The sequence below is a fragment of the Myxococcus sp. RHSTA-1-4 genome (assembly GCF_020037125.1).
Taxonomy (GTDB): domain Bacteria; phylum Myxococcota; class Myxococcia; order Myxococcales; family Myxococcaceae; genus Myxococcus.
The window spans coordinates 81,280-104,662 of sequence record NZ_JAIQDG010000031.1; the positions used below are offsets into that span (position 1 = coordinate 81,280).

Annotated in this window: 18 protein-coding genes; 8 read left to right on the forward strand and 10 right to left on the reverse strand. The window is 72.5% G+C overall.

The genetic code is table 11. From position 1 onward, the window contains the following. Positions 1 to 108: 108 nt before the first annotated feature. Positions 109 to 756 (reverse strand): hemerythrin domain-containing protein, encoded by a 648-nt coding sequence (locus K8638_RS33735; RefSeq protein WP_223758801.1) that lies wholly within the window; start codon positions 754 to 756, stop codon positions 109 to 111. Positions 757 to 1,078: 322 nt separating this feature from the next. On the opposite strand from K8638_RS33735, the gene K8638_RS33740 reads away from it, so the two are divergent. Beyond that, the gene (locus K8638_RS33740) at positions 1,079 to 2,050 is read left to right on the forward strand and encodes a PDR/VanB family oxidoreductase (RefSeq protein ID WP_223758802.1); all 972 of its coding nucleotides are present in this window, start codon (positions 1,079 to 1,081) and stop codon (positions 2,048 to 2,050) included. 30 nt (positions 2,051 to 2,080) lie between these two features. Here the strand turns inward: K8638_RS33740 and K8638_RS33745 are convergent, their stop codons facing one another. Further along, complete coding sequence (locus K8638_RS33745) at positions 2,081 to 6,046, reverse strand: two-component regulator propeller domain-containing protein (RefSeq protein WP_223758803.1); 3,966 nt, start codon at positions 6,044 to 6,046, stop codon at positions 2,081 to 2,083. 490 nt (positions 6,047 to 6,536) lie between these two features. Next, on the reverse strand, positions 6,537 to 8,435 hold the full coding sequence (locus K8638_RS33750; RefSeq protein WP_223758804.1) for a galactose oxidase-like domain-containing protein: 1,899 nt from the start codon (positions 8,433 to 8,435) through the stop codon (positions 6,537 to 6,539). 272 nt (positions 8,436 to 8,707) lie between these two features. Here K8638_RS33750 and K8638_RS33755 point away from each other — a divergent pair, with 272 nt between their 5' ends. Beyond that, the gene (locus K8638_RS33755; protein ID WP_223758805.1) at positions 8,708 to 9,379 is read left to right on the forward strand and encodes a hypothetical protein; all 672 of its coding nucleotides are present in this window, start codon (positions 8,708 to 8,710) and stop codon (positions 9,377 to 9,379) included. Between the two features lie 52 nt (positions 9,380 to 9,431). On the opposite strand, the gene K8638_RS33760 is transcribed toward K8638_RS33755, so the two are convergent. Next, positions 9,432 to 12,020: a serine/threonine-protein kinase gene (locus K8638_RS33760; RefSeq protein WP_223758806.1), complete on the reverse strand. Its 2,589-nt coding sequence runs from the start codon at positions 12,018 to 12,020 to the stop codon at positions 9,432 to 9,434. A gap of 472 nt (positions 12,021 to 12,492) precedes the next feature. Here K8638_RS33760 and K8638_RS33765 point away from each other — a divergent pair, with 472 nt between their 5' ends. Together K8638_RS33765 and K8638_RS33770 are read left to right on the forward strand one after the other, a co-directional pair. Beyond that, complete coding sequence (locus K8638_RS33765; protein ID WP_223758807.1) at positions 12,493 to 14,208, forward strand: S8 family serine peptidase; 1,716 nt, start codon at positions 12,493 to 12,495, stop codon at positions 14,206 to 14,208. A 186-nt stretch (positions 14,209 to 14,394) separates the two neighbouring features. Beyond that, complete coding sequence (locus K8638_RS33770; RefSeq protein ID WP_223758808.1) at positions 14,395 to 15,054, forward strand: hypothetical protein; 660 nt, start codon at positions 14,395 to 14,397, stop codon at positions 15,052 to 15,054. 144 nt (positions 15,055 to 15,198) lie between these two features. On the opposite strand, the gene K8638_RS33775 is transcribed toward K8638_RS33770, so the two are convergent. Next, positions 15,199 to 15,657: a DUF2267 domain-containing protein gene (locus K8638_RS33775; protein ID WP_223758809.1), complete on the reverse strand. Its 459-nt coding sequence runs from the start codon at positions 15,655 to 15,657 to the stop codon at positions 15,199 to 15,201. Between the two features lie 428 nt (positions 15,658 to 16,085). On the opposite strand from K8638_RS33775, the gene K8638_RS33780 reads away from it, so the two are divergent. Next, positions 16,086 to 16,496, forward strand: a complete 411-nt coding sequence (locus tag K8638_RS33780; RefSeq protein ID WP_223758810.1) for a hypothetical protein — start codon at positions 16,086 to 16,088, stop codon at positions 16,494 to 16,496. A 154-nt stretch (positions 16,497 to 16,650) separates the two neighbouring features. After that, positions 16,651 to 17,814 carry a cytochrome c peroxidase gene (locus tag K8638_RS33785; protein ID WP_223758811.1) on the forward strand — a complete coding sequence of 388 codons (1,164 nt, stop codon included), beginning with the start codon at positions 16,651 to 16,653 and terminating at the stop codon, positions 17,812 to 17,814. A gap of 52 nt (positions 17,815 to 17,866) precedes the next feature. Here the strand turns inward: K8638_RS33785 and K8638_RS33790 are convergent, their stop codons facing one another. From K8638_RS33790 to K8638_RS33810, 5 genes are all read right to left on the reverse strand, one after another. Next, complete coding sequence (locus K8638_RS33790; protein ID WP_223758812.1) at positions 17,867 to 19,273, reverse strand: M24 family metallopeptidase; 1,407 nt, start codon at positions 19,271 to 19,273, stop codon at positions 17,867 to 17,869. Positions 19,274 to 19,333: 60 nt separating this feature from the next. Then, positions 19,334 to 19,645: a hypothetical protein gene (locus tag K8638_RS33795; RefSeq protein WP_223758813.1), complete on the reverse strand. Its 312-nt coding sequence runs from the start codon at positions 19,643 to 19,645 to the stop codon at positions 19,334 to 19,336. Between the two features lie 526 nt (positions 19,646 to 20,171). Continuing rightward, positions 20,172 to 20,546: a hypothetical protein gene (locus K8638_RS33800; RefSeq protein WP_223758814.1), complete on the reverse strand. Its 375-nt coding sequence runs from the start codon at positions 20,544 to 20,546 to the stop codon at positions 20,172 to 20,174. Between the two features lie 53 nt (positions 20,547 to 20,599). Next, positions 20,600 to 21,850: a kelch repeat-containing protein gene (locus K8638_RS33805; protein ID WP_223758815.1), complete on the reverse strand. Its 1,251-nt coding sequence runs from the start codon at positions 21,848 to 21,850 to the stop codon at positions 20,600 to 20,602. Positions 21,851 to 22,024: 174 nt separating this feature from the next. Further along, entirely contained in the window at positions 22,025 to 22,351 is a 327-nt protein-coding gene (locus K8638_RS33810) for a DUF2171 domain-containing protein (protein WP_223758816.1), read from the reverse strand. Positions 22,352 to 22,584: 233 nt separating this feature from the next. Here K8638_RS33810 and K8638_RS33815 point away from each other — a divergent pair, with 233 nt between their 5' ends. Next, positions 22,585 to 22,782, forward strand: coding sequence for a hypothetical protein (locus tag K8638_RS33815; RefSeq protein WP_223758817.1), 198 nt, complete (start codon positions 22,585 to 22,587; stop codon positions 22,780 to 22,782). 20 nt (positions 22,783 to 22,802) lie between these two features. Beyond that, on the forward strand, positions 22,803 to 23,312 hold the full coding sequence (locus K8638_RS33820; RefSeq protein WP_223758818.1) for an aminoacyl-tRNA deacylase: 510 nt from the start codon (positions 22,803 to 22,805) through the stop codon (positions 23,310 to 23,312). The last annotated feature ends 71 nt before the right edge of the window (positions 23,313 to 23,383 follow it).

Consider the following 23,383-nt stretch of genomic DNA (forward strand, 5'->3'; position numbering starts at 1 on the left):
GCGCCCTCCTTCCGCGGAAAGTGAGGGCGCCCCAGGAGACTCCGCCGCGCCGGCCTCACCGGCCCGTGGAAGGAATGTTCCTTCCACGAGCCCTCCGCCGCGCCGGCCTCACGGGCTCGCCGCGTCGCCGGCCGCTTCGTACGCCGGGCGGGTTTCCCGCTGCTGGCCCGGACGGAGCCCGGCGACCGAGCGCACCTTCGTGGTCGCCTTGCGGCGCGCGGCCCGCAGCGCGTCCCGTCCCATGTCCATCATCGCGGACACCGCGCCCGCCACCAGGTTGCCCGGCGGCGTGTCCGGCGCCAGGGGGTGCGGCCGCGTCGGCGCCGCCCTCTTCGCCATCTCCAGCACGTCCGCCATCGTCCGCAGCTCCTGCGGGCGGAAGGCCTTCTTCACGGCGGGGAAGATTTCGCTCTCCTCCTCCAGGATGTGCGTGCGCACGTTCTCCATCAGCACGTAGACCTTGGCGTCGAAGCGCTCCGCCTCCGGCGGCATCCCGTCCAGCTCCGCCAGCACCAGCTTCACCACGTGGTGCTCCTCGAGCGAGCGCAGCACCTCGTCGTCCAGCTCCTCCACGCGCGCGCGCACGGCCGGGTAGAGGACCTGCTCCTCGATGGAGGCATGCACCGACAGCTCGTGCACCATCTGGTCCACCAGCCTGCGCTTCAGCTTGTGGGCGTTGGGCCCCGCCTTCTCGAACTTGCGAAAGAGCTGCTCCACCGTCTTGTGGTCCGCCTTCAGCAACGCGATGGCATCCATGAATCCACCTCCCCGAATGTCGTGGGCCGCGCCTCTTCCGCCGAGCGCGAAGCTCCTGGCGCAGCGCGGCATGAACGCAAGGTGGGGATGACCGGGCCCGGATGCCGGGGCGGCATGGGAGAGGCCCGGTGCCCCGGATGCCCGGCGGGCGGCCATGCTCCGGATGCATGCCGGGGAGCTCGCGCCGCGGTGCCGACATGGCAACAAACCCACTGTACCCAGGGGCAATCACCGCCCGGCAGGCTGCTGCCCAATGTCCGGACCACCGTGACGCGGGGCAGCGCCCTGCCCGCGGCGGGGAAGGGGAAGGGGGAGGACCGTGGTGAATGACACCCTGCGTGTTCGGGTCGCGAACATCACCCGCGAGGCCGAGGACATCCTGACGTACGAGCTGGCCGCGGCGGACGGGGGCTCGCTGCCTCCGTTCGAGGCCGGAGCCCACCTGGAGGTGCGCGTGCCGGGGCCGGGCGGCTACGTGCGCTCGTACTCGCTCAGCAACGACCCGAACGAGACGCACCGCTACGTCATCGCCGTGCAGCGCGATGCCAACGGGCGCGGCGGCTCGCGCGCCATGCACGAGCGCGTGCACGTGGGCGACGTGCTGGAGGTGGGCGCGCCCACCAACAACTTCCCCCTGCTGTTCGCGCGCAGCTACGTGCTGGTGGCGGGTGGCATCGGCATCACCCCCATGCTGGCCATGGTGCGGCTGCTCCAGCGCACCGGCGCCGACTACACGCTGCACTACTGCGCGCGCACGCCCGAGCGCACCGCCTTCCGCGAGCTGCTCTCCAAGGCGCCCTACAAGGACCGCGTGCGCTTCTACTTCGACGGCGGGGACCCGTCGAAGGGCCTGGACGTGAAGGCGCTGCTGGCCACTCGCGGGCCGGGTGCCCGGCTCTACTGCTGCGGCCCCGCCGGGCTGATGAAGGCCGTGCGCGACGCCGCCACCCACCACAAGTGGCCCTGGGAGAAGGTGCACTTCGAGTCCTTCACCGCCGAGGGCACCAGCGCGGCCACGGGCAGGGAGGACACCGACTTCGAGGTGACCATCCGCAGCACGGGCCAGGTGCTGCACGTGCCCGCGGGGCAATCCGTGCTCAACGTGCTGCGCCGCAACGGGGTGCGCGTGGACAGCGACTGCGAGGCCGGCACCTGCGGCACCTGCGTCACCCGCGTCTGCGAGGGCCAGCCCGACCACCGCGACACGTTCTTCCAGCAGGAGCCCGCGGGCGACAAGCGCATGCTCATCTGCGTGTCCCGCGCCCGCTCCAAGCGGCTGGTGCTGGACCTGTAGGCCCTGGGCCTCGAGGCCGGGGCCGCGTGACTACGCGGCCCGTCCGGAGGACTCACGGCGGACGCGCGCGACCTCGGCGCGGATGAGCTTGCGCAGCGCCTCCGGGTCGAAGGGCTTCTCCACCCGGGTGTTCTCCACGCGGTCCAGGAACGTGCGCGCCGCCGGGGTGAAGGCCCCACCGGTGATGAACACCACCCGCTCCGCCACCCGCGGTGCCGTCTGCACCAGCGCGTCGAACAGGTCCATGCCCGTCATCTCCGGCATCATCAGGTCGCAGAGCACCACGTCGTAGCGCGGCTCCGGCACGCTCAACTGCGCCAGCGCCTGCCGCGCGCTCACCAGCACCTCGACGTCGTTCTCGCGCGACAGCGTGCGGCGGATGGCTCCGCTCACCAGCGAATCATCGTCCACCACCAGCACCCGGCCGCGCGCGGGCACCGCGCCCGGGGCGGACTCCGGAGGTGTCGCGTCCGTGCGCGGCTCGCGCGCCGGAGCCCGCGCGGAGGAGGTCTCCGCTCCCGTCGCGGACGCGCCTGGAGCGCCGTCCACCGCGGCCGTTGCCGTGGCGCCCGAAGCGGCGTCCGGAGCGTCCGGGCTCCGCCGCGGCGCGGCCCCCCTGTCCGGCCTTGCGTCCGTGTCCTTCGCCGGCGACGTTCCCCGCTCCCGCGAGAGGGGTGCCGGCATCGACTGTGCCCCGGGGATGGCGCCCTGCTCCCGCGCTGGCGGCGGCATCGACTCACGCTCCCCGCCCCGCTCCTGGGTGACGGGACTGGACCTGGGCTCCTTCGCGGTGGCCTGTTCCCGCACCGGCGGCGCGGGCACCGGCCGGGCCTCACGCGCGCCGCTCCACTCCTGCGCGGGCAGGGCGGGCACGGCCCCGGACACTCGGGCCGCGCGCCTCAGCGTCACGCGGAACACGGAGCCCCTGCCCGGCTCGCTCTCCACGGAGATGGCGCCGCCCATGGCCGTCACGTACGCATGGCACAGCGAGAGCCCCAGCCCCGTGCCCACGCCCTGCGGCTTCGTCGTGTAGAACGGGTCGAAGATGCGGCCGAGCGACTCCGGAGCAATCCCGATGCCCGTGTCGCGCACCTCCGCCACCACCATCCCATCCGGCGCCATGCGCGTGACGAGCCGCACCTCGTTCGTCTCCGCGCGCCCCTCCGGCAGCGCCTGCGCCGCGTTGATGAGCAGGTTGAGGAACACCTGCGCCAGGCGCGCCTCGTTGCCCTCCACCATCGGCACGTCGCCGTAGTCCCGCACCAGCTTCGCGCGCGGGCGCAGCTCGGCCATGGCAATCTTCACCGCCGAGTCCAGCACCGCGTGCAGCTCCACCGGCCCCGTCTTCTCGTCGTCCGGACGCGAGAAGGTCTTCAAGTCACGGACGATGCGCCGCACCCGGTCCGCGCCATGCAGCGCCTCGCGCAGCGCCTGGCTCACGTCCCGCAGCCGCGCCCCCACGCCTCGCGTGTCCGCCGCCAGCTCCCGCGCCAGCGCGTCCGCCTCCTCGCTCGCGTGCTCCAGGTTCGACACGATGTAGGCCAGCGGGTTGTTGATTTCGTGGCCCACGCCCGCCGCGAGCTGCCCCACCGCCGCCATCCTCCCCGCCTGGACGAGCTGCGCCTGCGTCTGCCGCAGCGTGCGCATGTGGGACTCCAGCTCCTCGTTGGCGCGCGCCAGCGCCCGCGTGCGGTCCTGCACACGCTCCGCCAGCCACCGCTCGCGCGCCTTGAGCTGTCCCACGCGCAGCAGGTACACGGACACGCCCAGCAGCACCACGCCCAGCACGCACAGCAGCCAGAAGCCCGTGCGCTGCCACAGCTTCGGCTCCAGCACCACGTCCAGCCCCACCGACTCCGTCCACCGGCCGTCGCGGCCCTGGGCCTGCACCTCGAAGCGGTAGCTGCCCGGCCGCAGGCCCGTGTACGTCGCCGTCCGGACCTCCGCGCTCACCCAGCCGTCGTCATGGCCCACGAGCCGGTAGCGGAAGGGCAGCCTCTCCGCGTCCACCGGCGCGAAGGCCGTGAAGCGGATGTCCAGCCGCGAGCCGCCCGGCGGCAGCTCCAGCCGGCCCTCCACCGGCACGGGCTGGTTCTGCACCCGCACCTCTTCAATCCGCACCTCGGGCGGCTGCCGGCTCGTGCTCACCCGCGCCGGGTCCACGACAATCGCGCCGCCGATGTTGGTGAACCACAGCCGCCCGTCCCGGCCCCTCCAGGCGGAGGGCTGCGTGTTGCCGTTGCACTCCGCGCTGCGCATGCCGTCGCGCTGGTCGAAGCCCAGCGCCGTCACGCGTGTGCGCTTGCCCTCGGCCACCTCTTCCAGCTCGCGCCGCGACACCCGGGACACGCCCTTGTTGCTGCTCATCCACAGGTGCCCGCCGGCGTCCGGAATCACGCTGAACACCGCGTCGTCGTACAGCCCCTGCGCGACGGTGAAGCGCTCCCAGGTGTCCTTCCGCCACCGCCCCAGCCCCGTCTCCGTGCCCACCCACACCGTGCCGTCCGGGTCCGCCAGCAGCGCCAGCACCACGTCTCCCGGCAGCCCGTCCTTCTGGGTGAAGCGCCGGAAGCCCTTCTTGTCCTCCTCCCAGCGCAGCAGCCCGGACTCCGAGCCGAACCACACCCGGCCCGCCGCGTCCTCCACCATGACGATGACGGGGTGGGCCAGGCCGTGCTTCTCGCCGTACACGGAGACCTCGCCTCCGTGCAGCCGGAGCAGCCCGCTCGGCGTCCCAATCCACCTGTCTCCCCGCGAGTCCACCAGGAGCGCCGTCACCACCTCCCGCGGCCCCCCCTGCTCCTGGGGCAGCCGGCTGAAGCGCTTGCCGTCATACCGGTACACGCCGTTGACGGTGCCCACCCACAGCGTTCCATGGGCATCCTCGTGCATGGCGGGGATGACCTTCTCCGGCAGCCCCTCCTCCGCGCCCACGCGGCGGATGAGCCCGCCCTCCATCCGGTACAGCCCTCCCCCCAGCGTGCCCACCCACAGGGTGCCGTGCCGGTCCTCCAGCACGGCGCTCACCGTTCCCTCCGGGGCCACCAGCCCCTCCGGCAGCCCGTAGGTGGTGAACGGGCCGTCGCGCAGGCGGAACAGGCCCGAATAGGAGCCCACCCAGAGGTGACCGTCGCGGTCCTCCAGCATGGACATCACCTCGGCCTCCATCAGCCCCGCGCCGGGCACCGGCTCGCTGAAGCCCTCCGTGGTGCGGCGCACCAGGCCGCCGCGGCGGGTGCCCACCCAGAGGTTGCCGTCGCCGTCCGTGTACAGCGAGGAGATGAAGTTCTCCGGCAGCCCGTCCTCCGTGGTGAAGCGCCGGGCGAGCGCCCCATCCCAGGAGACGAGTCCCTCCACCGTCCCCAGCCACAGCACACCCGCGGAGTCCCGGCTCAGCGTCAGGACCTCGGGCCGCGGAAGAGGCCCCGGAATGGCGAAGGGCGTCTCCTCCACGTTGCCCCCCACCAGCCGCGCCAGTCCGCCCTTGGTGCCCACCCACAGCGTGCCGCCCTCTCCCTGGACCAGCGAGGTGACGGACGCATTCGGCAGGCCGTCCTCCACCGTGTACTGGCGCGCCCGCCCACCGCCCAGCGGCACCCGCCACAGCCCCACGGACGAGCCCACCCACAGCGAGCCCTCGGCCACCAGCAGCCGCGACACCTTCACCGCTTCCAGCGGCGCGGCGACACCGGGGGCCCGCTCGAAGCGGCCCTCGCGGTACGCCACCAGCCCCTGCTCGGTGCCCACCCACAACGTGCCCGCCGCGTCCTCCACCAGCGCCCGGATGGTGTGGCTGCGCAGCTCCGGCGTGTTGCGCTTGTCGAAGACGACGAAGCGCGCCCCGTCGAAGCGCACCAGTCCCTCCCAGGTGCCCAGCCACAGGTAGCCGTCGCGCGTCTGCGCCAGCGACAGCACGCTGTTCTGCGGCAGCCCGTCGTCGCCGCGCCATGAGTCCTGGCTGTACTGCGAGACACGGCGCTCGGGGTCCAGTGCCATGCCCGGTCTCGCCAGGACGAGTCCCGCGAGAAAGAGAAGTCCGACGAGCCCGCGCCACCGGGCCCGCCCCGTGTACCCCGAAATGCCCATGATGCCCCCCAGTGTCCGGCAGAACCGGCCAGGAGGACAAACGCGGTTTGTTTCAGTACGGCTAGAACGTTGAGTGGAGCAGCCCGGGCGGCAGCGGCGGGGTGCCACCTGCACCCCCTGTACGACTTCCCACCTTCCCCCGCCGCTGCCGCCGCGTCCGCCACCACCCTGGGCGCCGGAAGCCACCCTCCCGGCGCCCTCTGGCCATGGTGACCGCGCGCTTCCAGTCGCGAAGCCCCGGTGGTGGGGGGCCTCGCCGCGTCGCGCTGGGGGTGAAGATGAGAGCCGCGCCCCTCCCACGCCACTGCGGGAAGAGGACAGGAGGCATGTCCTCCGGTCGAGCCAGGGTGGCCACCAGGCGCTCGAAGTCCCGCCTGCCGCCGCACCCGCGCCACCGGCCTCAGGGCGCCGGGGTCAGCGACAACTCCAGGTCGAAGGAGACGTCGCTGGAGGTGGAGTTCGCCTGCTTCACCATGACGGCCACCACGTTGTCCCCGACGACGAAGGGGTTGGGGGACAGCGGCAGCGTGGCGGTGAGCACGGCGTTGTCCCCGGAGGTGCCGCTGGCCCACGCGCCATACGCAGTGCCGTTACCCATGTTGCGCTGGTACAGGAGTTTCCCGTTCACCCACACGCCCACCCCGTCGTCGAAGAGGACGCGCAGGCGGGCCTCGGTGATGGGCTTGTCCAGCCGCACCGTCTTGCGGAAGTAGTAGCTGGGCTGCCGGGGCGTGGCCCGGTACAGCGCGGTGGCCTCGTCCCCGTCCCCATAGCCGAGCTGCGCCGGCCCCGTCTTCCACGCCGCATCGTTGAAGCCGGGCGCCGTCCACCCGCTGCCCAGGTCCACGCCCCGGTCGTCGTACCGCCACGTGGCCCCGAAGGAGATGACCCGCGCCGGGTCCGTCGGAGGCGGAGGCGGGGGCGGAGCGCCGCTGCCGCCCACGCGGAGGATGTGCCCCACGGAGGGCACGCCCTGGCCGTTGAGGAGGAACAGCAGGTAGTAGCCCGGCGGGGCGCGGCGCGAGTCCGCGGGGGCGGTGACGCTCACGCCGCCCGAGGCGACGGTGAAGGCGAGCGGCACGAAGCGCTGCTCCATGTTGTTGGAGTGCGTGACGGAGGACAGCCGCACCAGCGTCACCCGGGCGAGCGAGGCCGCGTCCGGCGTCCCCACCGTGAAGGTGGCGCCGTACTCCACCGAGGCGGGCGCGGTGGAGAGCGAGGGCCGCGCGCCCTTGAAGAGGTACGGCGGTGAATACACCTGCGCGCTCTTCTCGCCGCGCCCGCCCGCGGACAGCACGCGGCCGTCCGGCAGCAGCAGCGCGGTGGAGTGGTAGCCCCGGTAGCGGGACTCGGAGGCCAGCACCGTCCACCGCCCGGTGGCCGGGTCCCACAGCTCCGCCGCGCGCACCGGCACGGACTTGTTGTCGAAGCCCGAGCCGCCGCTGCCGCCCGTCACCAGCACCTTCCCATCCGGCAGAATCGTGGCGTTCTGCTGCCGCCGCCCCCGGCTCATCGCGCCGGTGGCCCGCCACACGGGCGAGGACTCCCGCAGGTCGATGGTCTCCGCCGTGGCCTTCGGCGGGTCCGAGCCACCGAGGATGAGGATGCGGCCCTCGTCGTACATCACCGCGTTGCCATAGGAGCGGCTGCCGTAGCGCTTGGGGGGACAGGAGCTCCACGCCCCGGTGCCGCGCGGGTCCAGCCAGCCGCACTCGGTGCGGTAGCCCGCGTAGAAGACGCGGCCGTCCGGCGCGGTGAACAACCACGGGTAGTAGGGCAGCTCGCGCCGCGCAGAGGTGAGGTTGCGCCAGGTGTTGGTGGCGGGCTGGTACACCTGGGGCAGCGTGTTGGAGCCCGCGTCGTGGTCGATGTTGCCGGCGATGACCAGCACCTCGCCCGTGGCCAGCGTGGTGTTGGTGGGGTACCAGCGGGCCGCGTTCATGTCCGGCGCGTCGCGCCACGTGTTGGTGAAGGCGTCGTAGAGGACGACGTCCTTCAGGCCCACGTCGCTGGAGATGTGTCCGCCGGTGACGAGCAGCCTCCCGTCCCCGAGGAAGGAGTGGCCGGAGCAGAAGATGTTGTGCCCGGGCCGGGGCAGCACCTGGATGACACCCGACACCGGGTCCCAGGTGCGCGCGGTGTCTCCCGCCTCGAACTCGGGGAAGAACATCACCTTTCCCGTGGGGAGCAGGTGCGCGTGCACCGCCGGCTCGGGCCAGCTCATCAGCGGCCCCCACCGTCCCACCACCGAGTCCTGCGCGGCAGCCACCGGCGCCACCAGCAGCGCGAGCGCCAGCATTCCCCACCGGAACCGAGCCGGTCCGCGGGGCCTTCCCGTTTCAGCCATACGTCGTCCTCCAGGCAAGGGCGGGACGGTGTGCACGGACGCAGCGGAGCGTCATCGGCCCGCGGTCGGGAGCGGTGATGCCGGCGCGACAGGGGGCCTCGCCTGGAGGGACGTCAGCGCTGCTCGCGCGCCGTGAGACGCGGCAGGCCGTCGTGGCCGCGAGAAGTGTTCCCCCTGTTCCCCGCGCGCTCATGTCTATATTGGCGGCCCCGAAAAGAGGGTGGATGAGCGACGGGTCGTTGTTCTCGACGGACGTGGTCAGCACCGAGTCCCGCTACCAGTGGCGCCTGTGGCTGGCGGACCTGCTGGACGTGGCGACGGCGGCCCTGGTGGGCTGGGCCGCGCTCCGGGCATTGGAGCAGGAGCGCACGCCCGGAAGCATGGCCGTCGCCATGGCGCTGGCGTGGCTCGCCGCGTCCGCCGTGGGCGGGCTGACGGGCCGGACGCTGTGGCGCCAGGTGACGGGCGTGCGGCTGGTGCGGGGCGAGCGCGCACCGGGCCTGCCGCTCGGGCTGGCGCGGGCCTTCACCGCGCCGCCGGAGCTGCTGCTGAACGTGGTGCTGCTGCGGCGTCCGCTGGACGGAAGGCTGGGCATGCACCCCGAGCGGGTGTCCCCGGGCGCCGGTCCCTGGCTGAAGGGCGTGGCCGTGCAGCTCCCGTGGCTGGCGGTGCTGGCCGGCGCCGTGTGGCTGCTCATCACGCCCACGAAGGCGGAGGCGCGGAAGTACCTGGGAAGGACGCTCACGGGCTGGCACTGCTGCCATGGCACGCGGGACGTGACGTGGGAGTGCCGCACCTCGCTGGACCGGGCGGTGCGCGGCGCGCGCGGCGGCGACCCGGAGCTGACGGCGGTGGTAGCTGACTGCCCCGTGGCCGCGAAGCGCCTGGGGGAGTGAGGGGCCCGCGGCCGGAGCCGCCGGGCGGGCCCCAGCCTCCGCCGGGGATGCTTCAGCGCAGCGGGATGACGAGCTCGCCTTCCTCGCAGAAGACACCCACCATGTTGGTGGGCACGTCGAAGTTCACGTTGACCCTGAACCGGTTGACGGTGCGCTCCTCGCCGGCCTTGAGGTCTCCCAGCCAGGCCGTCTTCCGTCCATCCTTCACCACGTTGCACTTCGTCCAGGTCGTGGTGCCCAGGTTGCGCACCTTGATGCCGGGGTCGAGGAAGCTCGACACCCCGCTCTGCTTGCTCGCGGTGCCGTAGAGGGGCTTCTTCTCGGGCTTCACGGGCTCCTCGGCCGGAGCGGACTCGGCCGTCTCCGGCGCGGCCGCCTCCGCCTCGGGCTTGCCGGAGGTGGCCGCCGAAGCCAGGGGCAGCGCCAGGTAGAGCTCCCCGCTGGAGGCGAGGGCCGCGTCATCCAGCTCCAGGTACGCCCGCCGGAGCCGCAGTACGGACTTGAGCGGCTTCTGCACCCGGGCGAGACCGAGCACCGGCCTCCGGCCGTCCTTCCCCGCCGGCCCCACCACCTCCAGCTCCGTGCCTGGAAGCAGCTTCGCGTCCCGGCTCCGCTCGACATAGAACCTGCCGCCCTCGTCCACCACCTTGAGCACCGCCGCGGGGGAGACGTACCGGACCGTCGGAGCCGGGGCCGGAGCCGGGGCCGGAGTGACGGGCTTCTTCTTCCCGGTGGACTTCGCCGTGGACGTCGGGCGCTTGCCATGCTCCGCGTCCGGAGCCACGGCCTCTTCATCCGCCTTGCCCGGAGCCACGCTTCCCGCGGCGGCGAGCGCGGAGGACGGCACGGCCTCCGCCACCGGAGTGCCCTGCCCCCCGGCCGGTACCACCTCCGGGGTTGCCGTGCCGGTCGCATCCGCGGAGCCAGGGGCCGGGGTCTCCGAGCCCGCCGCGCTCGCGGTGCCCGGGGCCGGCGTCTCCGAGCCGGGAGAGCCCGCCGCGACCGCGGTGCCCGGGGCCGGCGTCTTCGAGCCGACGGCGCCCGTGGCAGCCGCCCCCGGATTCTCCCCCCCGGCCGCCGTGCCCGCGCCGGGCGCATCCGAGCCGGGCTTCACGGCAAGGCCAGAGGCCGGCACCGTGGCCGGGGCGGGCACCACCGCGGGCTGACGGACGAACAGCGCGGTGGTGGCGGCGGTGGCAATCACCAGCAGCACGGCGATGGCGGCGTAGAGCCCCACCGGGCGCTTCCGGGACTCCCTCGCCTCCAGCGCATCGTCCTCCCCGGCATCGGCCGTGGGCAGCGGGCGCGAGGGCCTTCGCGGAGCGGGCACCTCGTCCGCGGCTCCGTCCCCTGCCTCCACCGTGGGCACCGGGCGCGAGGCCTTGCGCACGCGCTGGCCTCCACTGTCGGAGCGCTCGGTGCCCGGCACGGGCCCCTGGCGCACCGCGGTGACGCCCGAGTCCACGTCGTCACCGTCCGCGTAGACGGCATCGGGCCGGGCCACGCCCCCGGAGCGGCGCCCCGGCGGCTGGATGTCGCTGGCGTTGCGCATCACCGTGGGCTCGAACCCCGTCACCTCTTCCTCCTCGGAGGACGGCTGCGGGCCGGTGCCGTAGACGCCCGTGCCCGTGCCCGGCAGGGGCGTGCGGCGCAGGCCGGCGGAGGAGGACACCTTGGAGATGAGCTTGCGCTGCGCGGCGAAGGCCTCCGGGCACAGGGTGCGGACGAACTGGCCCACCTCCTCGGCGCCCACCGACGCGCTCGAGCGCACCAGCTCCCCGTTGAGCGCGCGGGCCCACTCGTCCGTGCGCGCGTAGCGCCCGTCCGGCTTCGCCTCCAGCGCGCGCCGCACCACCGCGTCCAGCGCGGTGTCCACGTCCGGACGCAGCTCCTGCAGCGCGGGCACCACCGGCTGCGACATGGCCGCCATCATCTCCCCCACCGTCCCGTGGGGAATGAGCGCGCGGCCCGCCAGCATCTCCCACAGCACCACGCCGCTCGAATAGATGTCGCTGCGGTGGTCCACGGGCTCGGCCCGCACCTGCTCCGGGGACATGTACCCCAGCTTCCCCATCACCGTGGACGGCAGCGTGTACTTGCTGCGCGCCGCGGACTTGGCGAGGCCGAAGTCGATGACCTTCACCTCGCCCTCGTACGACACCATGACGTTGTGCGGGGACACGTCCCGGTGGACGATGCCCAGCGGCGTGCCGTCCGGCCCCGCCTTGCGGTGCGCGTAGCCCAGGCCCTCCGCGATGCGCTGGCCGATGAACAGCGCCACCGGCACCGGCACCGCCACCCCTTGCGCCCGCGCCTGCTCCAGCAGGTACGCCAGGTCCACGCCGGCCACGTACTCCAGCGCCATGTAGTAGGTGCCGTCCGCCTCGCCCATGTCGTAGACCTGGGCAATCGACGAGTGGACGAGGTGCACCAGCACCTTGGCCTCGTGGTGGAACCGGTCCAGGAACTGCCGGTCCTTCAGCAGCGCCGGGAGAATCGTCTTGACGATGCACGGCTTCTCGAAGCCGGCCGCGCCGCTGATCTTCGCCAGGAAGACTTCGCCCATCCCCCCCTGGCCCAGGGGGTGGACGAGCTCATAGCGCCCGAGAAAGCGGGGGGACTCTGTGGGTGCGGGACTCATGGCTTCTCCTGGCAGCGAAGCACCCGGACACACACGGAATCAAGCAGCCGGGGGACCTTCCAGCGGATGGACACCTCTGACGTTGTGAACGGAAACACCGTTCCCCGGGGAGGGTGTCAGACCCGTCCGGCACAACTGTCCGTGAAACAGGGGCAATACGCGCCCGGGCTGGCTTCGTCGAAGGCCTTCGCGGGTGCGCCCCGTGCGTCCCATCGCACGTGGTGTGGGTGCATGAGGGCAGGGAGGCAAGGGGAGGGCCCTGGGAGCGGCCAGGGCCCGGAGGCCGCCGCGGTTTGGAGGCCCAACACACGCGATGTGAACCCCCGCACCTCCCGTGCCTGGCGCCTTCCCGCGGCCGTTGCGGCACCGCGGAGGGATGCACTCCCTGAAGGCATACGCGCCGGCTGACTCGAGGCCCTCCAGCTTCGAGCGGGGCGCGGTCGCCGCACGGTGGTGACGGAAGGAGTGGCTCATGAAGCGGTGGGGACTCGTCGGGCTCGTGGCGCTGGCGGCATGCGCGCCGGAGAACACGTCGTACAGGGGAGCCCAGGGTGGGGCCTGCCCGGGCATCACCGCGGGCGCGCTCACGGACGAGCTCCAGGAGCTGGCCCCCCCCGGCCACCCCGACGAGGACGGCCGCGAGGCGTTCATCATCCGCTACCGGGATGATGGCGTGTCGGCCGCCTCCCGCGTGCACCAGCTCGGCGGCAGGGTGACGGCCACCTTCCGCAACGTGCCCGCCGTGGCCGCGCGCCTGTCGCCCCAGGAGCGGGAGGCGCTGTCCCGGGACTCGAGCGTGGAGAGCATCGAGCCGGACCAGGTGTGGCACTCGCTGAACACGTCCACCCTGCCGGCCCTGGCCTTCGCGTCCGCGGCGGTGGAGGCCCGTGTGCCCGGCGAGTCCGCCAGCGGCCTGCGGCAGGTGCAGGCGGACGAGGTCTGGGACCTGGATGCGGACGGCCTGCCGGACCCGGGGCGGCCCACCGGCGCGGGCACGCGGGTGTGCATCATCGACAGCGGCCTGGACCTGGAGCACCCGGCGCTACGGGACGCGGTGGTGGCGAGCCGTGACTTCCTGGACGGCGACGACCACGCCAGCGACGGCGTCATCGGCGCGTGGGGCAGCGGCCACGGCACGCACGTGGCGGGCATCGTCGCGGCGCGGCCGGGCGCGCGCCTCAAGGGCCTGGAGGCCGGCGGCCTGGTGGGTGTCGCGCCCGGCGCGGAGCTGGTCATCGCCCGGGTGCTGGACCTGAACGGCCGCACGCAGATGAGCATCGTCCTGACAGCGCTGGAGTACTGCGCGAGCCAGGGGGCGAGGGTGGCATCGCTGTCGCTGGGCGGAGGCGTCGCCTCGAAGACCACGCTGCAGGCCTTCCAGGCGGCGTACGCCGGGGGAATGCTGGTGGTGGCCGCGTCGGGCAATGACGGCACCCAGGGGGTGTCCTATCCCGCGTCGGACCCGTCCGTGCTGGCGGTGGGCGCGGTGGACGACGAGGACCGGCGGGCGGAGTTCTCCTCCGGCGGACCCGAGCTGGCGCTGGTGGCGCCGGGCGTGGACGTGCTCTCCACCTTCCCGCGCGGCCTGGGCGCCATCTCCGAGCTGGACGCGGACGAGACGCAGCCGGTGTCGCGCGCGCTGCTGTACGGGCCCACGGGCAACAAGGTGGCCCCGCTGGTGGACTGCGGCGAGGGCGAGTCGATGGAGTCGTGCAAGGGCAGCACGTGCAGCGGCTTCATCGCCTACGTGCGGCCCGGCTACCTCCCGCTCGAGGAGGTCATGGTCAACGTGATGCTGCAGGGCGCGCAGGCCATCATCATCGGCGACGAGACGGCGGAGGGCGGCCCGCGAATCCTCGCCATGCCCCGGCGGGGCCGGTGGGTGCCCACCGTCACCATCAACCAGGCGGGCGGCACGCTGCTGCACCGGATGCCCGGGTACAACGTGCGCGTCAGCGTGACGCCGGCGGACCACACGCACATGTCCGGCACCTCCATGTCCGCGCCCTACGTCACCGGCGTGGCCGCCCTGCTGTTCAGCGCCCACCCGTCCGCCACGCCGAACCAGGTGAAGGAGGCCCTGGTGCGCACCGCGAGAGACCTGGGTGCACCGGGCCACGACGAGGGCTACGGCCACGGCCTGGTGCAGGCCCGCCTGGCGCTGGAGGCCCTGTCCCACCTGCCGTGAGGGACAGGCGCCTCCGGGCAGCCGGTGACGGAGCGCGGCCGGCGGTGGGCCCGCTCCTCGTGCCGCCCCGTCCCGCCGGGTGGGGAGGACAGGCGCATCGAGTGGCCGGACCGCCGCCAGCGGAACGTTGCCGGGCCTCCCCGCGCGCGTCACGTTGCCTTTCGGACGCGGCGAAAGGAGTCCGACATGAAGAGATACGTGCTCGGCGGAGCATGCGCGGTGGCACTCGGGGGAGGCGCGGCGTGGGCCCAGGAGGACTACCTGCCCCCCGCGGAGCAGTCGGCGGACGTGGAGACGGTGGAGTTCGACACGGAGAACCGGGCCGACAAGGGCGTCTACGCCCTGATTGGGGGAGGCGCTGAGGGCTACACCGGACAGCTCGCGCCCGCGGTCAACCCCGGCCTCTCCTACGGGGCCACGGTGGGCCTCCGGCCCTGGGCCTACTTCGGCTTCGAGCTGGGCTACACCGGTGGCGTGAACGACGTCGACCCGGGGGATGGTGGCATCTCCGGCGGCGCGGACATCGTCCGCAACGGCGGCCAGGCCGTCGTCGTGGGCAGCTTCACGGACACGAAGCTGCAGCCCTACGCGCTGACGGGCGTCGGCATCGACAACTACAACATCCAGAACGACAACCTGGGTGAGTTGCTCGGCTACGACGATGACACCAGCGCCTTCGTGCCCGCCGGCCTGGGCCTGCGCTACCAGATGGGCGACCTCATCACCGCCGACGCGCGGGTGAGCTACAACTTCCTGCTGGGCCAGGACTTCGCTCCCAGCACGTTGGAGCCGGGTGGCGGGGACGGCCGCTACAACGTGTTGCTGTCGCTGGGAGGGACGTACTGAGAAGGCCCCCTTCGCGCGCGGTGACGGCGGGCGCCCGGGGAGCGAGTGCTCCGGGCGCCCTGCCCGTTTCCGGCGGAGGACGGCCGCGAGAGGGGGCCGGCCTCCGGGAGCCACGCCCTCCTCGCGCCAGCGGCCCCGGGACACTCAGGCGGGGCGGTCGACATGGAGGCGCGCCGCGGCCCACGTGCCCTGGAGCCACCTGGGCAGCTGGCCCTCAATCTTCCGCGCCTCCGCCTCCAGGAGCTGGCTGTGCAGCGCGGAGAACACACCGTGGAGGACGAGCCGCACGTTCTCCGGCTCGGCGTTCAGGTGGTTGGCCACCATGAGATAGAAGTCGTCGCGGTCCAGCTTCGTGGGTTCCTCGCCCCGGTGCCGGTGGCATGCGCTCAGCATGGGCCGCACGTCCGGCGAGAGCTGCTCCTCGAGCTGCCGCACCAGGCCGCCGGGCAGCCGCTCCGACAGCGCGCAGAACACCGCCTCGACGGCCTGCTGCGCGTCGTAGTCGGGAATCTGCGCGGACACCTTGTCCAGGAAGGACTTCCGGTCCGTCCCCACTCCCAGCCCCGTCCAGGACTGGGTCTCATCCTGCTTCTGCATCGACATGCGTGTCTCCTCTCCTTGCGCCTTCACCGTGGGGGCGCCCCGGGTGACTGGCAGCAGACGGCGGGCCTTCGTCCTGGCCGCACGCTCCTCGCCGTCCCTCCCGGGCCCCGGCTCCGGTGCCGCGGCTCCCGGAAATGGGATGCACGCGTCCGCTTCCGGGACACTCGAGGCCGCCACGCGGCGCGGCATGTCTGTCTTTGATTGATGCAATGATGCCGGCTGATTCCCAGCACAGCCCGTGTCTCTCCGGGGGGACACAGCGTCCGGAACTGCCTGGAATTCCAGGAGAATTGCCGAATTCCCGCCGCACAAGAGCGGCGCGAAATGGGTGGAATGAATTCCGGCCGCAATTGTATGTGGCGCGCGCCGTAGGTTGCCCGAGCGGCGACCGAGCCGCCTTCTTGTTCCCCCCACGAATTGAGGAATTCATGTATCGCATTGCCGTTGCCGCCCTCGTCCTTGCCGCCACCGGTTGCGCCACCATGGGTGGCGGTGGAAGCCGCGAGGGCAACGCCACCGTCGCCGGCGTCGTCCGGCTGCCCCAGAGCGGAATGCAGACCGATGGCGCCTGCGACCTGCTCCAGGTGGTGGTGTCGTCGCCGGGCACCCCGTCGGACGCGCTGGGCCGGGCGATGGTGAAGGCCAGCCGCGGAGGCCGCTGCTCGTTCACGGTGTCGGGCCTGCCCAGCAACACGGACCTGCGGGTCGGCGTGGCGGTGGACGGCGGCCTGAAGTGCGAGGGCGGCGCCGCGCCCACCATCTCCCCGGAGCCCTCCGCGGTGAAGCTGGGCGACTACTCCACCGTCAACCGCGACTTCACGCTGAGCTGCGGCGCCTGAGCACGGCGCGCACGTCCCGTCTTCTCTTCAGGTGAGACGGGACGTGGGGATTGCTTCGCGAGGGTGGGGACGCGAAGCTTCCCGGGCTCCAGTCCGGGGCGGCGCGAGGTACTTCGAGGCCGGGCCGCCCCGCGACGTGACGAAGGATGACCCGGTGAAGACTCCGCATCGCTTGCGCGCCCGCGTGCTCGCCCTCGCCCTGGGTGGGCTGGGGCTGGCGTGCGACTCCGAAGAGGCGTTTCCGAACCTCGACGAGCTGGACCAGCTCCGAAGCCTGCACACCCAGACGCGGCAGCCGCCGAAGGACCCCACCAACCGGATGGACGGCGTGGAGCGGGCCGAGAAGCTGGGGGACCTGCTCTTCCATGACGCGGGGCTGTCGCGCTGCGGGACGGTGTCCTGCCAGAGCTGCCACGACGGCGAGGGCCGCACGGTGGACACGGCGACGGCGGAGGGCTGCGACGGCAAGCGCACCGCGCGCAACCCGCCCACGGTGCTCAACGCGGCCTACAACCGCTGGTTCATGTGGGACGGGCGCGCGGACCGGCTCTGGTCCCAGGCCCTCATGCCGCTGACGCACCCGGATGAGATGAACTCGGACGCGCAGGTGGTGGCCGCGCGGCTGCAAGGCGTGGAGCCGTACCGCACGGAGTACCTGGCCCTCTTCGGGAGGGAGCCGGCGGCGGAGTCCGGTGACGCGCTGATGGCCAACGTGGGCAAGGTGCTGGCGGCGTACGAGCGGACGCTGGTGCGCGTGGACGCGCCCTTCGACGAGGACGTGAGGCGCTTCCTCGCCGCGGTGGACGCGGGCACGGCGGAGGAGGACCCGGCGTACCTCGGGCTGAAGACCTTCCTGCGCAAGGGCAGGTGCGTCGTCTGCCACAAGGGTCCGGCGCTGAGCGATGACCTGTTCCACAACATCGGCGTGGAGGACACCGGGCCCGGCGGCGGAGGACAGTGGGCGACCCTGGAGACGCTGCTGGGCTCGCCGTTCAATGCCCAGGGCAGCTACAGCGACGCGCCGAACGGCACGGACGCGATGCGGCTGCGGACGCTGCGGACGCAGGCGAATCAGGTGGAGATGGAGGGCGCGTTCCGCACACCGTCGCTGCGCAACGTGGCGCTGACGGCGCCGTACATGCACACCGGGGCGCAGGCCACGCTGGAAGAGGTGGTGGACTTCTACAACCAGGGCGGCGGAGCGGCCGGCACCTTCGTGGGCCGGAAGACGGACACCATCGTCCCGCTCGAGCTGTCGGCCGAGGAGAAGCAGGCGCTGGTGGAGCTGCTGAAGTCGATGACGGGCAGGCCGCGCTGACGCCCTGACGCGGGGCTCCCGGTGAAGGGAGCCCCGTCCGTGCGGCCGCCGCTCAGCGCACCAGGTGGAACGCCGTCTGGCGCTTCCAGGCCCAGTGCACCCGGCCCTCGGCGTCGATGGTGACGTCCTCCTCCTGCGCCGAGCGCACGCGCTGCCCGTTCCACTCGGGCACGGGGCTCGTGGCCTGCAGCTCGATGGAGTACCACTGGTTCGCCATCACCTTGTGGTCTCCGTTGCCGGGCACACCCTCCTGCCGGTCCCAGAGGCCCACGAGCGGCCCCGCTCCGTGCCCGTGCAGGCCAATGGCGTGCGAGTAGACGGTGCCATCGATGCCCTCGGCCTTCATCCGCTCGCGCGAGGCGCGGAGGGTTTCGTTGCCGGTGCGCCCGGGGCGCAGCTCCTCGAAGACGATGTCCTGGAGGCGGTTGGACACCTCGAGCGCGGCCTTGAGGCCCTCGGGCACGTCCGTCTCGCCCTCGCGCAGCACGTAGCCCATGTGCTGCGTGTCGGTGTTCAGCCGCAGCGCGGTGATGCCGTAGTCGCAGTGCAGCACGTCACCGCGCTGGATGACGGGGTCCTCTCCGAGCTGCTCCTCGGTGACGCCCCGCCGCTGCACGTCCACCGAGGGCTGGAACCACGTGTGCAGGCCCAGGTCCGCCAGCCGCTGCCGCATCCACCACTCCACGTCCTTCGTGCGCGTCACGCCGGGGGTGATGACCTCGCTGGAGAACGCGCGCTCGATGATGCTCCAGGCGAGCTTCGTCAGGTCCTCGTAGAACCGGACCTCGTCCGGGGTGCGCCAGGCGATGAGGTCCACGGCCAGTCCCTCCACGGGCTTGAGGCGCTTCACCCACCCGGCGCCGAGCGCCTCGGCCATGCCCTCGTACTCACCGTGGCTGAGGCCGTCGGCGAAGGCGAAGGTGCGCGACACGTTGATGCCGATGACCTGGGGGTCGCGCTCCTCCAGCACCTGCTTGAGGACCTGCCACTGCTCGGGGCCCCACAGCTCGGCCTCGCGGCTGACTCCGCCGCCGTCCACCTGGCGCTGCGCGCGGCGGGGGACGAAGACACCACCCTGCGAGCCACCGCCGAGCGCGAGCCGCTCGACGCCCTCCTCCGGGCCGCGGTCGTGGAAGACGTAGATGGTGCGGCGGCGGGCGGCGAAGGTGGTGGGGGCGGACAGCGCGGTGAAGACGGGGTCCTCGTTGTACTCGCGCATGGGCACCACCCACAGCTCGATGCCGTACTGGCGCATGAGCTGGGGGAGGGCCTTCTCCATGCGCTCGTTCAGCCACGCCTGCTGGCGTTGAGCCTGCTCACGCAGGGTGCCGAAGGGGCGCTCCGGCAGGGGAGCGCGGGTGGCGGTGACGGCCAGCGGCTCGGAGGGCGGCGCGGCGGGCGTGCTGGCACAGGCGGTGGAGAGCAGCAGGGGTGCGAGGAGACGGGTCCGGGTGCGCATGGGCGCGCAGTCTGTCACGCGCGGGCATGGCATGCCGCCATGACGTGCTGGGACGCCCGCTCAGGGAGTCCCTGGCGGCTTTGCTCTCGGGCTGACCTTGCGCATGTCGCGGAACCCTTCTTCCACGATTCGCATCGCGTTCCTCAATGCATCGACGGGGCCGACCCCCACCACCGTCAGGAACTCAGGCCGCTGGGGATAATCGATTCGCAGCGGGCAGTACCAATCTCCATTCGGGTCTCCCGGGATGGGAACGGGCCGGCCGACCGTGAGGCGGGCGATACGCTGGACGCCCGCATCCGTCTCGAAGGACCAGTAGTCGTCGGCAATCGGGTCATCGATGGAGGTGAGCTGCGGCAACCAGGTAGACATGAGGCTCCTCTCACTCTGCTCGCTCGGAACACTCGGTGGACTCATCCAGGCATGCATGAATGCGGTGGCACATGTTCTTGCATGCGACCTTCGAGCCCCAGACAGCGGACCAACAGAGCTGTCGCTGCCAGGCCTCCTTCAACCCCCGGCAGAAGTTCTCAAGCGCCGCGCCTCCCGCGTCACAGGCCGCGAGGCAATCACTCAGGTCAAAGGGGCCGGGCTCCGCCTGAGCAGGTGCCGGAGGCGGGCATCCCTCCGGGTTCAATGCACAGAAGCTCCCGGGCCCACGGGGATGATCCGCGCGAAGCACGGAGCGTGTACTCGCCGGGTGGGCTCCACAGGATAGCAGGGAGCCCATGAGCCCCAGCCCGGAGAGCAGGCCAGCCCGTCGCAACCATTGCCTCGTGCCCATCGCAGCTCCGGTGCAGGGGCCTGCCGGACACGCTAAAGGACCCTCCACGGCAGCACCAAATGCATCGCACCGAGGCACGTCGGGAAACGGACAGCGCCCCCTCAACCCCGAGCCTCACGGAGCGCCCGCGCACGCCGCGTCTTCCGCGCCACACACGGCGCTCACCCGAGCCGCATCCAGAGGCCGCTGACAGTCGCTCGCGAGCGACGCCTCCAGCTCCTCGGCGCGGATGCGCATGCACTGCACACACCCCGACTTCGCGCCCGCGATGCCCCGGTCCAGCTCCGGCTCCACCGCCGCATAGGCCGCGACGACGTCCGCCATGCACTGCTCGTACGGCACCGTGCTCCCGCCACACGTCTCCGCGTGGCCGCACAGCGCCGCGGCCGTCCGCTCCGCCAGCTCCGCGTACGTGAACGTCGGCTCCTCCGACTCTCCGCAGCCCGCGAGCAGCCCGGCCACCACCAGCATTCCCTTCAACCGTCCCATGCCCGCATCTCACCCGGGCGCGGCGCCGCCGTCATCCCCGGCGCCGCACCCGCTCACTCCGCCCGCACACTCTCCGCGCGGAACTCTCCCGCCCCGCGGAACCCGGCGCCGCAGGCCCCACAGTCGAGCGCCCCGCCGCACCCATCCGGCACCGTCCCGCACATGCCGGCGCGCGCCGAGCACAGCGCCGGCACACAGCCGCCCGGCACGTACCGCTCGCTCGCGGGCAGCATCCCCGCCGCCTCGTTCCCACCGCCCATCACCAGCACCGCGCCGTCCGGCAGCACCACCGCGCCCAGCTTCCCGCGCGGCTCCACCAGCGCGTGCGTCGAGGCCCACGTCCCCGTCGCCGGGTCGAAGCGCTCCACCGACGCGAGCGCCCCCGTCGTGTAGTGCTCGCCGCCCAGCACCAGCACCACGCCCTCCGGCAGCACCACCGCCGCGTGGTGCTCGCGAGCCACCGCCGGCGCCGCCACCAGCGTCCACTCGCCCGTCTCCGGCGAGTACACCTCCGCCGTGCCCGCCGCGCGCGCCGTCGTGCCCCCCACCACCAGCACGCGCCCGTCCGGCAGCGGCGTCACCGTGTGCGCCAGCCGGTGCGTCCCCGCCGCGCCGCCCGCCGGGCCCGCCTTCTCCCAGTGGCCCGTCGCCGGGTCATACAGCTCCGCCTGCAGGCCGCTCGCGAAGAGCGCCTTGCCGTTGGCCAGCACCACCGCCGTCCGCGCGCCACCGCGCGCGAAGCCCGGCGCCTCCGCCGCGCTCCACGTGCCCGTCACCGGGTCGAACAGCTCCGCCGTGCGCAGCGGGCGCCGGTCCACGTCCGTGCCTCCCGCCACCAGCACGCGCCCATCCGCCAGCAGCACCGCCGCCGGGTCGTTGCGCGCCTCGGCCATGGGCGCCACCTCCGTCCACGTGCCCGTCGCCGGCTCGTACACCTCCGCGCCCGCCAGCGCGCCCACGGCCACGCCGTGCGTGCCGCCCACCGCCAGCACGCGCCCGTCCGCCAGCCGCACCGCCGCGTGGTTGCGCCGCGGCGTGTGCATGGCGCCCGTCACGCGCCACGTGCCGGACGCGGGCTCGAAGAGCTCGCAGCTCGCGAGCGTGCGATTCCCGTCATGCCCGCCCACGGCGAGCACGCGCCCGTCCGCGAGCGCGACGAAGGGCAGCAGCTTGCGCGGCGTGGACAGCGCCAGCGGCTGTCCCACCGTGTCCGCGTCGCCCTCTTCCGCGCGAGGACCGGAGCTGCACGAGAACACCAACACGAAGAGCGCCACCGTGACGCAGGATGTCGAAAACCGTTGCATGAGCCCACCTGGAAGGCTGGTCGGAGAGGGCTCGTGTAGCCTGACGGTCTGACATTCCGGGGATATCCCACCTGAGTGATTCCCGACGCTTACCCGGCACCACGGGTCAGACTTCCCGCCTTCCCGGGGTGTGACGTGGGGGGCGCGCGAGCGGGCCGTGGCCCCCCGCGTCAATCAGTGGTGGACGGGCTCCGGCTCCATGCCGGTGGGGAGATTCACCGGCTCGGCGTCCATGCCCCGGTGGTGGCGCGGCGGAAGGGCCCCGCCGTCGTCATCCACCTCCAGCGTGAGCAGCGGGTGGTCCGCGTTCGACAGGTACACGTCCTCGCCGCTGATGAAGTCCACGTCGCTGTACTCGACGAGGTAGTCGCGCCTCGGAATGGGCACGAGGCCCTGCTCCAATTCGAAGTGGACGTCGCCCACCCCGACCACCTTTCCCACCACGCGCCCGTCCGCGGTCCGCACCGTCATCCCCTCGCGCACCTCCCCTGCCTGAACCATCTGGGCCTCCTCGTGCTCACGGAGCCCGGACCATCCGGGCCCTCGTAGGAGGAACAGTGCGGGCGGGCGCGGCGGGCGGCACACGGGAGGTGGCGGCCGGTGGAGCGCTCCGCCTTCCAGGCGAGGCCCCGGAGAGGGGCCCGGCGGCGGGTGGACTGGCGTGGCACGCCCCGAGCAGGCTCGTGGGGCCCACGCCTCCGGCGGTGCCTAACGTTCGCCGCAGGAGGTGCTTCATGTTGTTGGAACTGTCGGCGGTGGAGGCGCGCGATTTGAAGCAGGCGCTGGACTCGGCGTTGCGCGTGCTCCTGGACGAGATTGCGCATGCCGATCAGCGCGCGTATCGCGACATGCTGCGCGAGCGCTACGACCGGATGGAACAGCTCAATCGGCGGTTGGAGATGACGCTCGAAGGAAACCAGGTGTACGCCTGAGCACGGCCGGGGTGGCTCACATGATTCCGGAATCCATCATCCAGTATCTCCAGAGCAACAACGTCCCCTTCGAGCGCCGGCCGCACCTGCGGGCCATCACCGCGCAAGCGCTCGCCGCGTCCCTGCACGTCACCGGCTTCCAGGTGGCGAAGACGGTCATCCTCCACGCGCAGGACCGGCAATGGCTCTGCGTGACGAGCGCGCCGGACACGCTCGACCTGGACCGTGTCGCGGAAGTCCTCGGCGTCGAGAGCCTGCGTCTGGCGAATGAGTCCGAGTTCGCGGACCTCTTCCCCCAGTGCGAGGTGGGCGCCGAGCCCCCCTTCGGCCAGCTCTACGGGCTGCCGGTGGTGATGGACGAGCACCTGCGCCAGGCCGAGCGGCTGTGGTTCCGCGCGGGCTCGCACACGGAGGCCATCGAGCTGCGCTTCCAGGACTTCCTGAACCTGGAGGAGCCGATGCTCGGGAACATCGTCCAGGACCGCCCGGGCGAACAGGCCCATGCGCCCATGGAGGCGCAGCCGTCATGATGCCCCCCATGCTCAAGCAGACCTCTCCCCCCTGAGCCGCACTCGCTCGCAGGCGCTGGACGGCCGTCCTG

Bases quoted from the DNA above. Each gene is read 5' to 3' on its own strand.
- K8638_RS33735 (WP_223758801.1), bottom strand. From the start codon at position 756: ATGGATGCCATCGCGTTGCTGAAGGCGGACCACAAGACGGTGGAGCAG.
- K8638_RS33745 (WP_223758803.1), bottom strand. From the start codon at position 6,046: ATGGCACTGGACCCCGAGCGCCGTGTCTCGCAGTACAGCCAGGACTCA.
- K8638_RS33750 (WP_223758804.1), bottom strand. From the start codon at position 8,435: ATGCTGGCGCTCGCGCTGCTGGTGGCGCCGGTGGCTGCCGCGCAGGAC.
- K8638_RS33755 (WP_223758805.1), top strand. From the start codon at position 8,708: ATGAGCGACGGGTCGTTGTTCTCGACGGACGTGGTCAGCACCGAGTCC.
- K8638_RS33760 (WP_223758806.1), bottom strand. From the start codon at position 12,020: ATGAGTCCCGCACCCACAGAGTCCCCCCGCTTTCTCGGGCGCTATGAG.
- K8638_RS33765 (WP_223758807.1), top strand. From the start codon at position 12,493: ATGAAGCGGTGGGGACTCGTCGGGCTCGTGGCGCTGGCGGCATGCGCG.
- K8638_RS33770 (WP_223758808.1), top strand. From the start codon at position 14,395: ATGAAGAGATACGTGCTCGGCGGAGCATGCGCGGTGGCACTCGGGGGA.
- K8638_RS33775 (WP_223758809.1), bottom strand. From the start codon at position 15,657: ATGTCGATGCAGAAGCAGGATGAGACCCAGTCCTGGACGGGGCTGGGA.
- K8638_RS33780 (WP_223758810.1), top strand. From the start codon at position 16,086: ATGTATCGCATTGCCGTTGCCGCCCTCGTCCTTGCCGCCACCGGTTGC.
- K8638_RS33790 (WP_223758812.1), bottom strand. From the start codon at position 19,273: ATGCGCACCCGGACCCGTCTCCTCGCACCCCTGCTGCTCTCCACCGCC.
- K8638_RS33795 (WP_223758813.1), bottom strand. From the start codon at position 19,645: ATGTCTACCTGGTTGCCGCAGCTCACCTCCATCGATGACCCGATTGCC.
- K8638_RS33800 (WP_223758814.1), bottom strand. From the start codon at position 20,546: ATGGGACGGTTGAAGGGAATGCTGGTGGTGGCCGGGCTGCTCGCGGGC.
- K8638_RS33805 (WP_223758815.1), bottom strand. From the start codon at position 21,850: ATGCAACGGTTTTCGACATCCTGCGTCACGGTGGCGCTCTTCGTGTTG.
- K8638_RS33810 (WP_223758816.1), bottom strand. From the start codon at position 22,351: ATGGTTCAGGCAGGGGAGGTGCGCGAGGGGATGACGGTGCGGACCGCG.
- K8638_RS33815 (WP_223758817.1), top strand. From the start codon at position 22,585: ATGTTGTTGGAACTGTCGGCGGTGGAGGCGCGCGATTTGAAGCAGGCG.
- K8638_RS33820 (WP_223758818.1), top strand. From the start codon at position 22,803: ATGATTCCGGAATCCATCATCCAGTATCTCCAGAGCAACAACGTCCCC.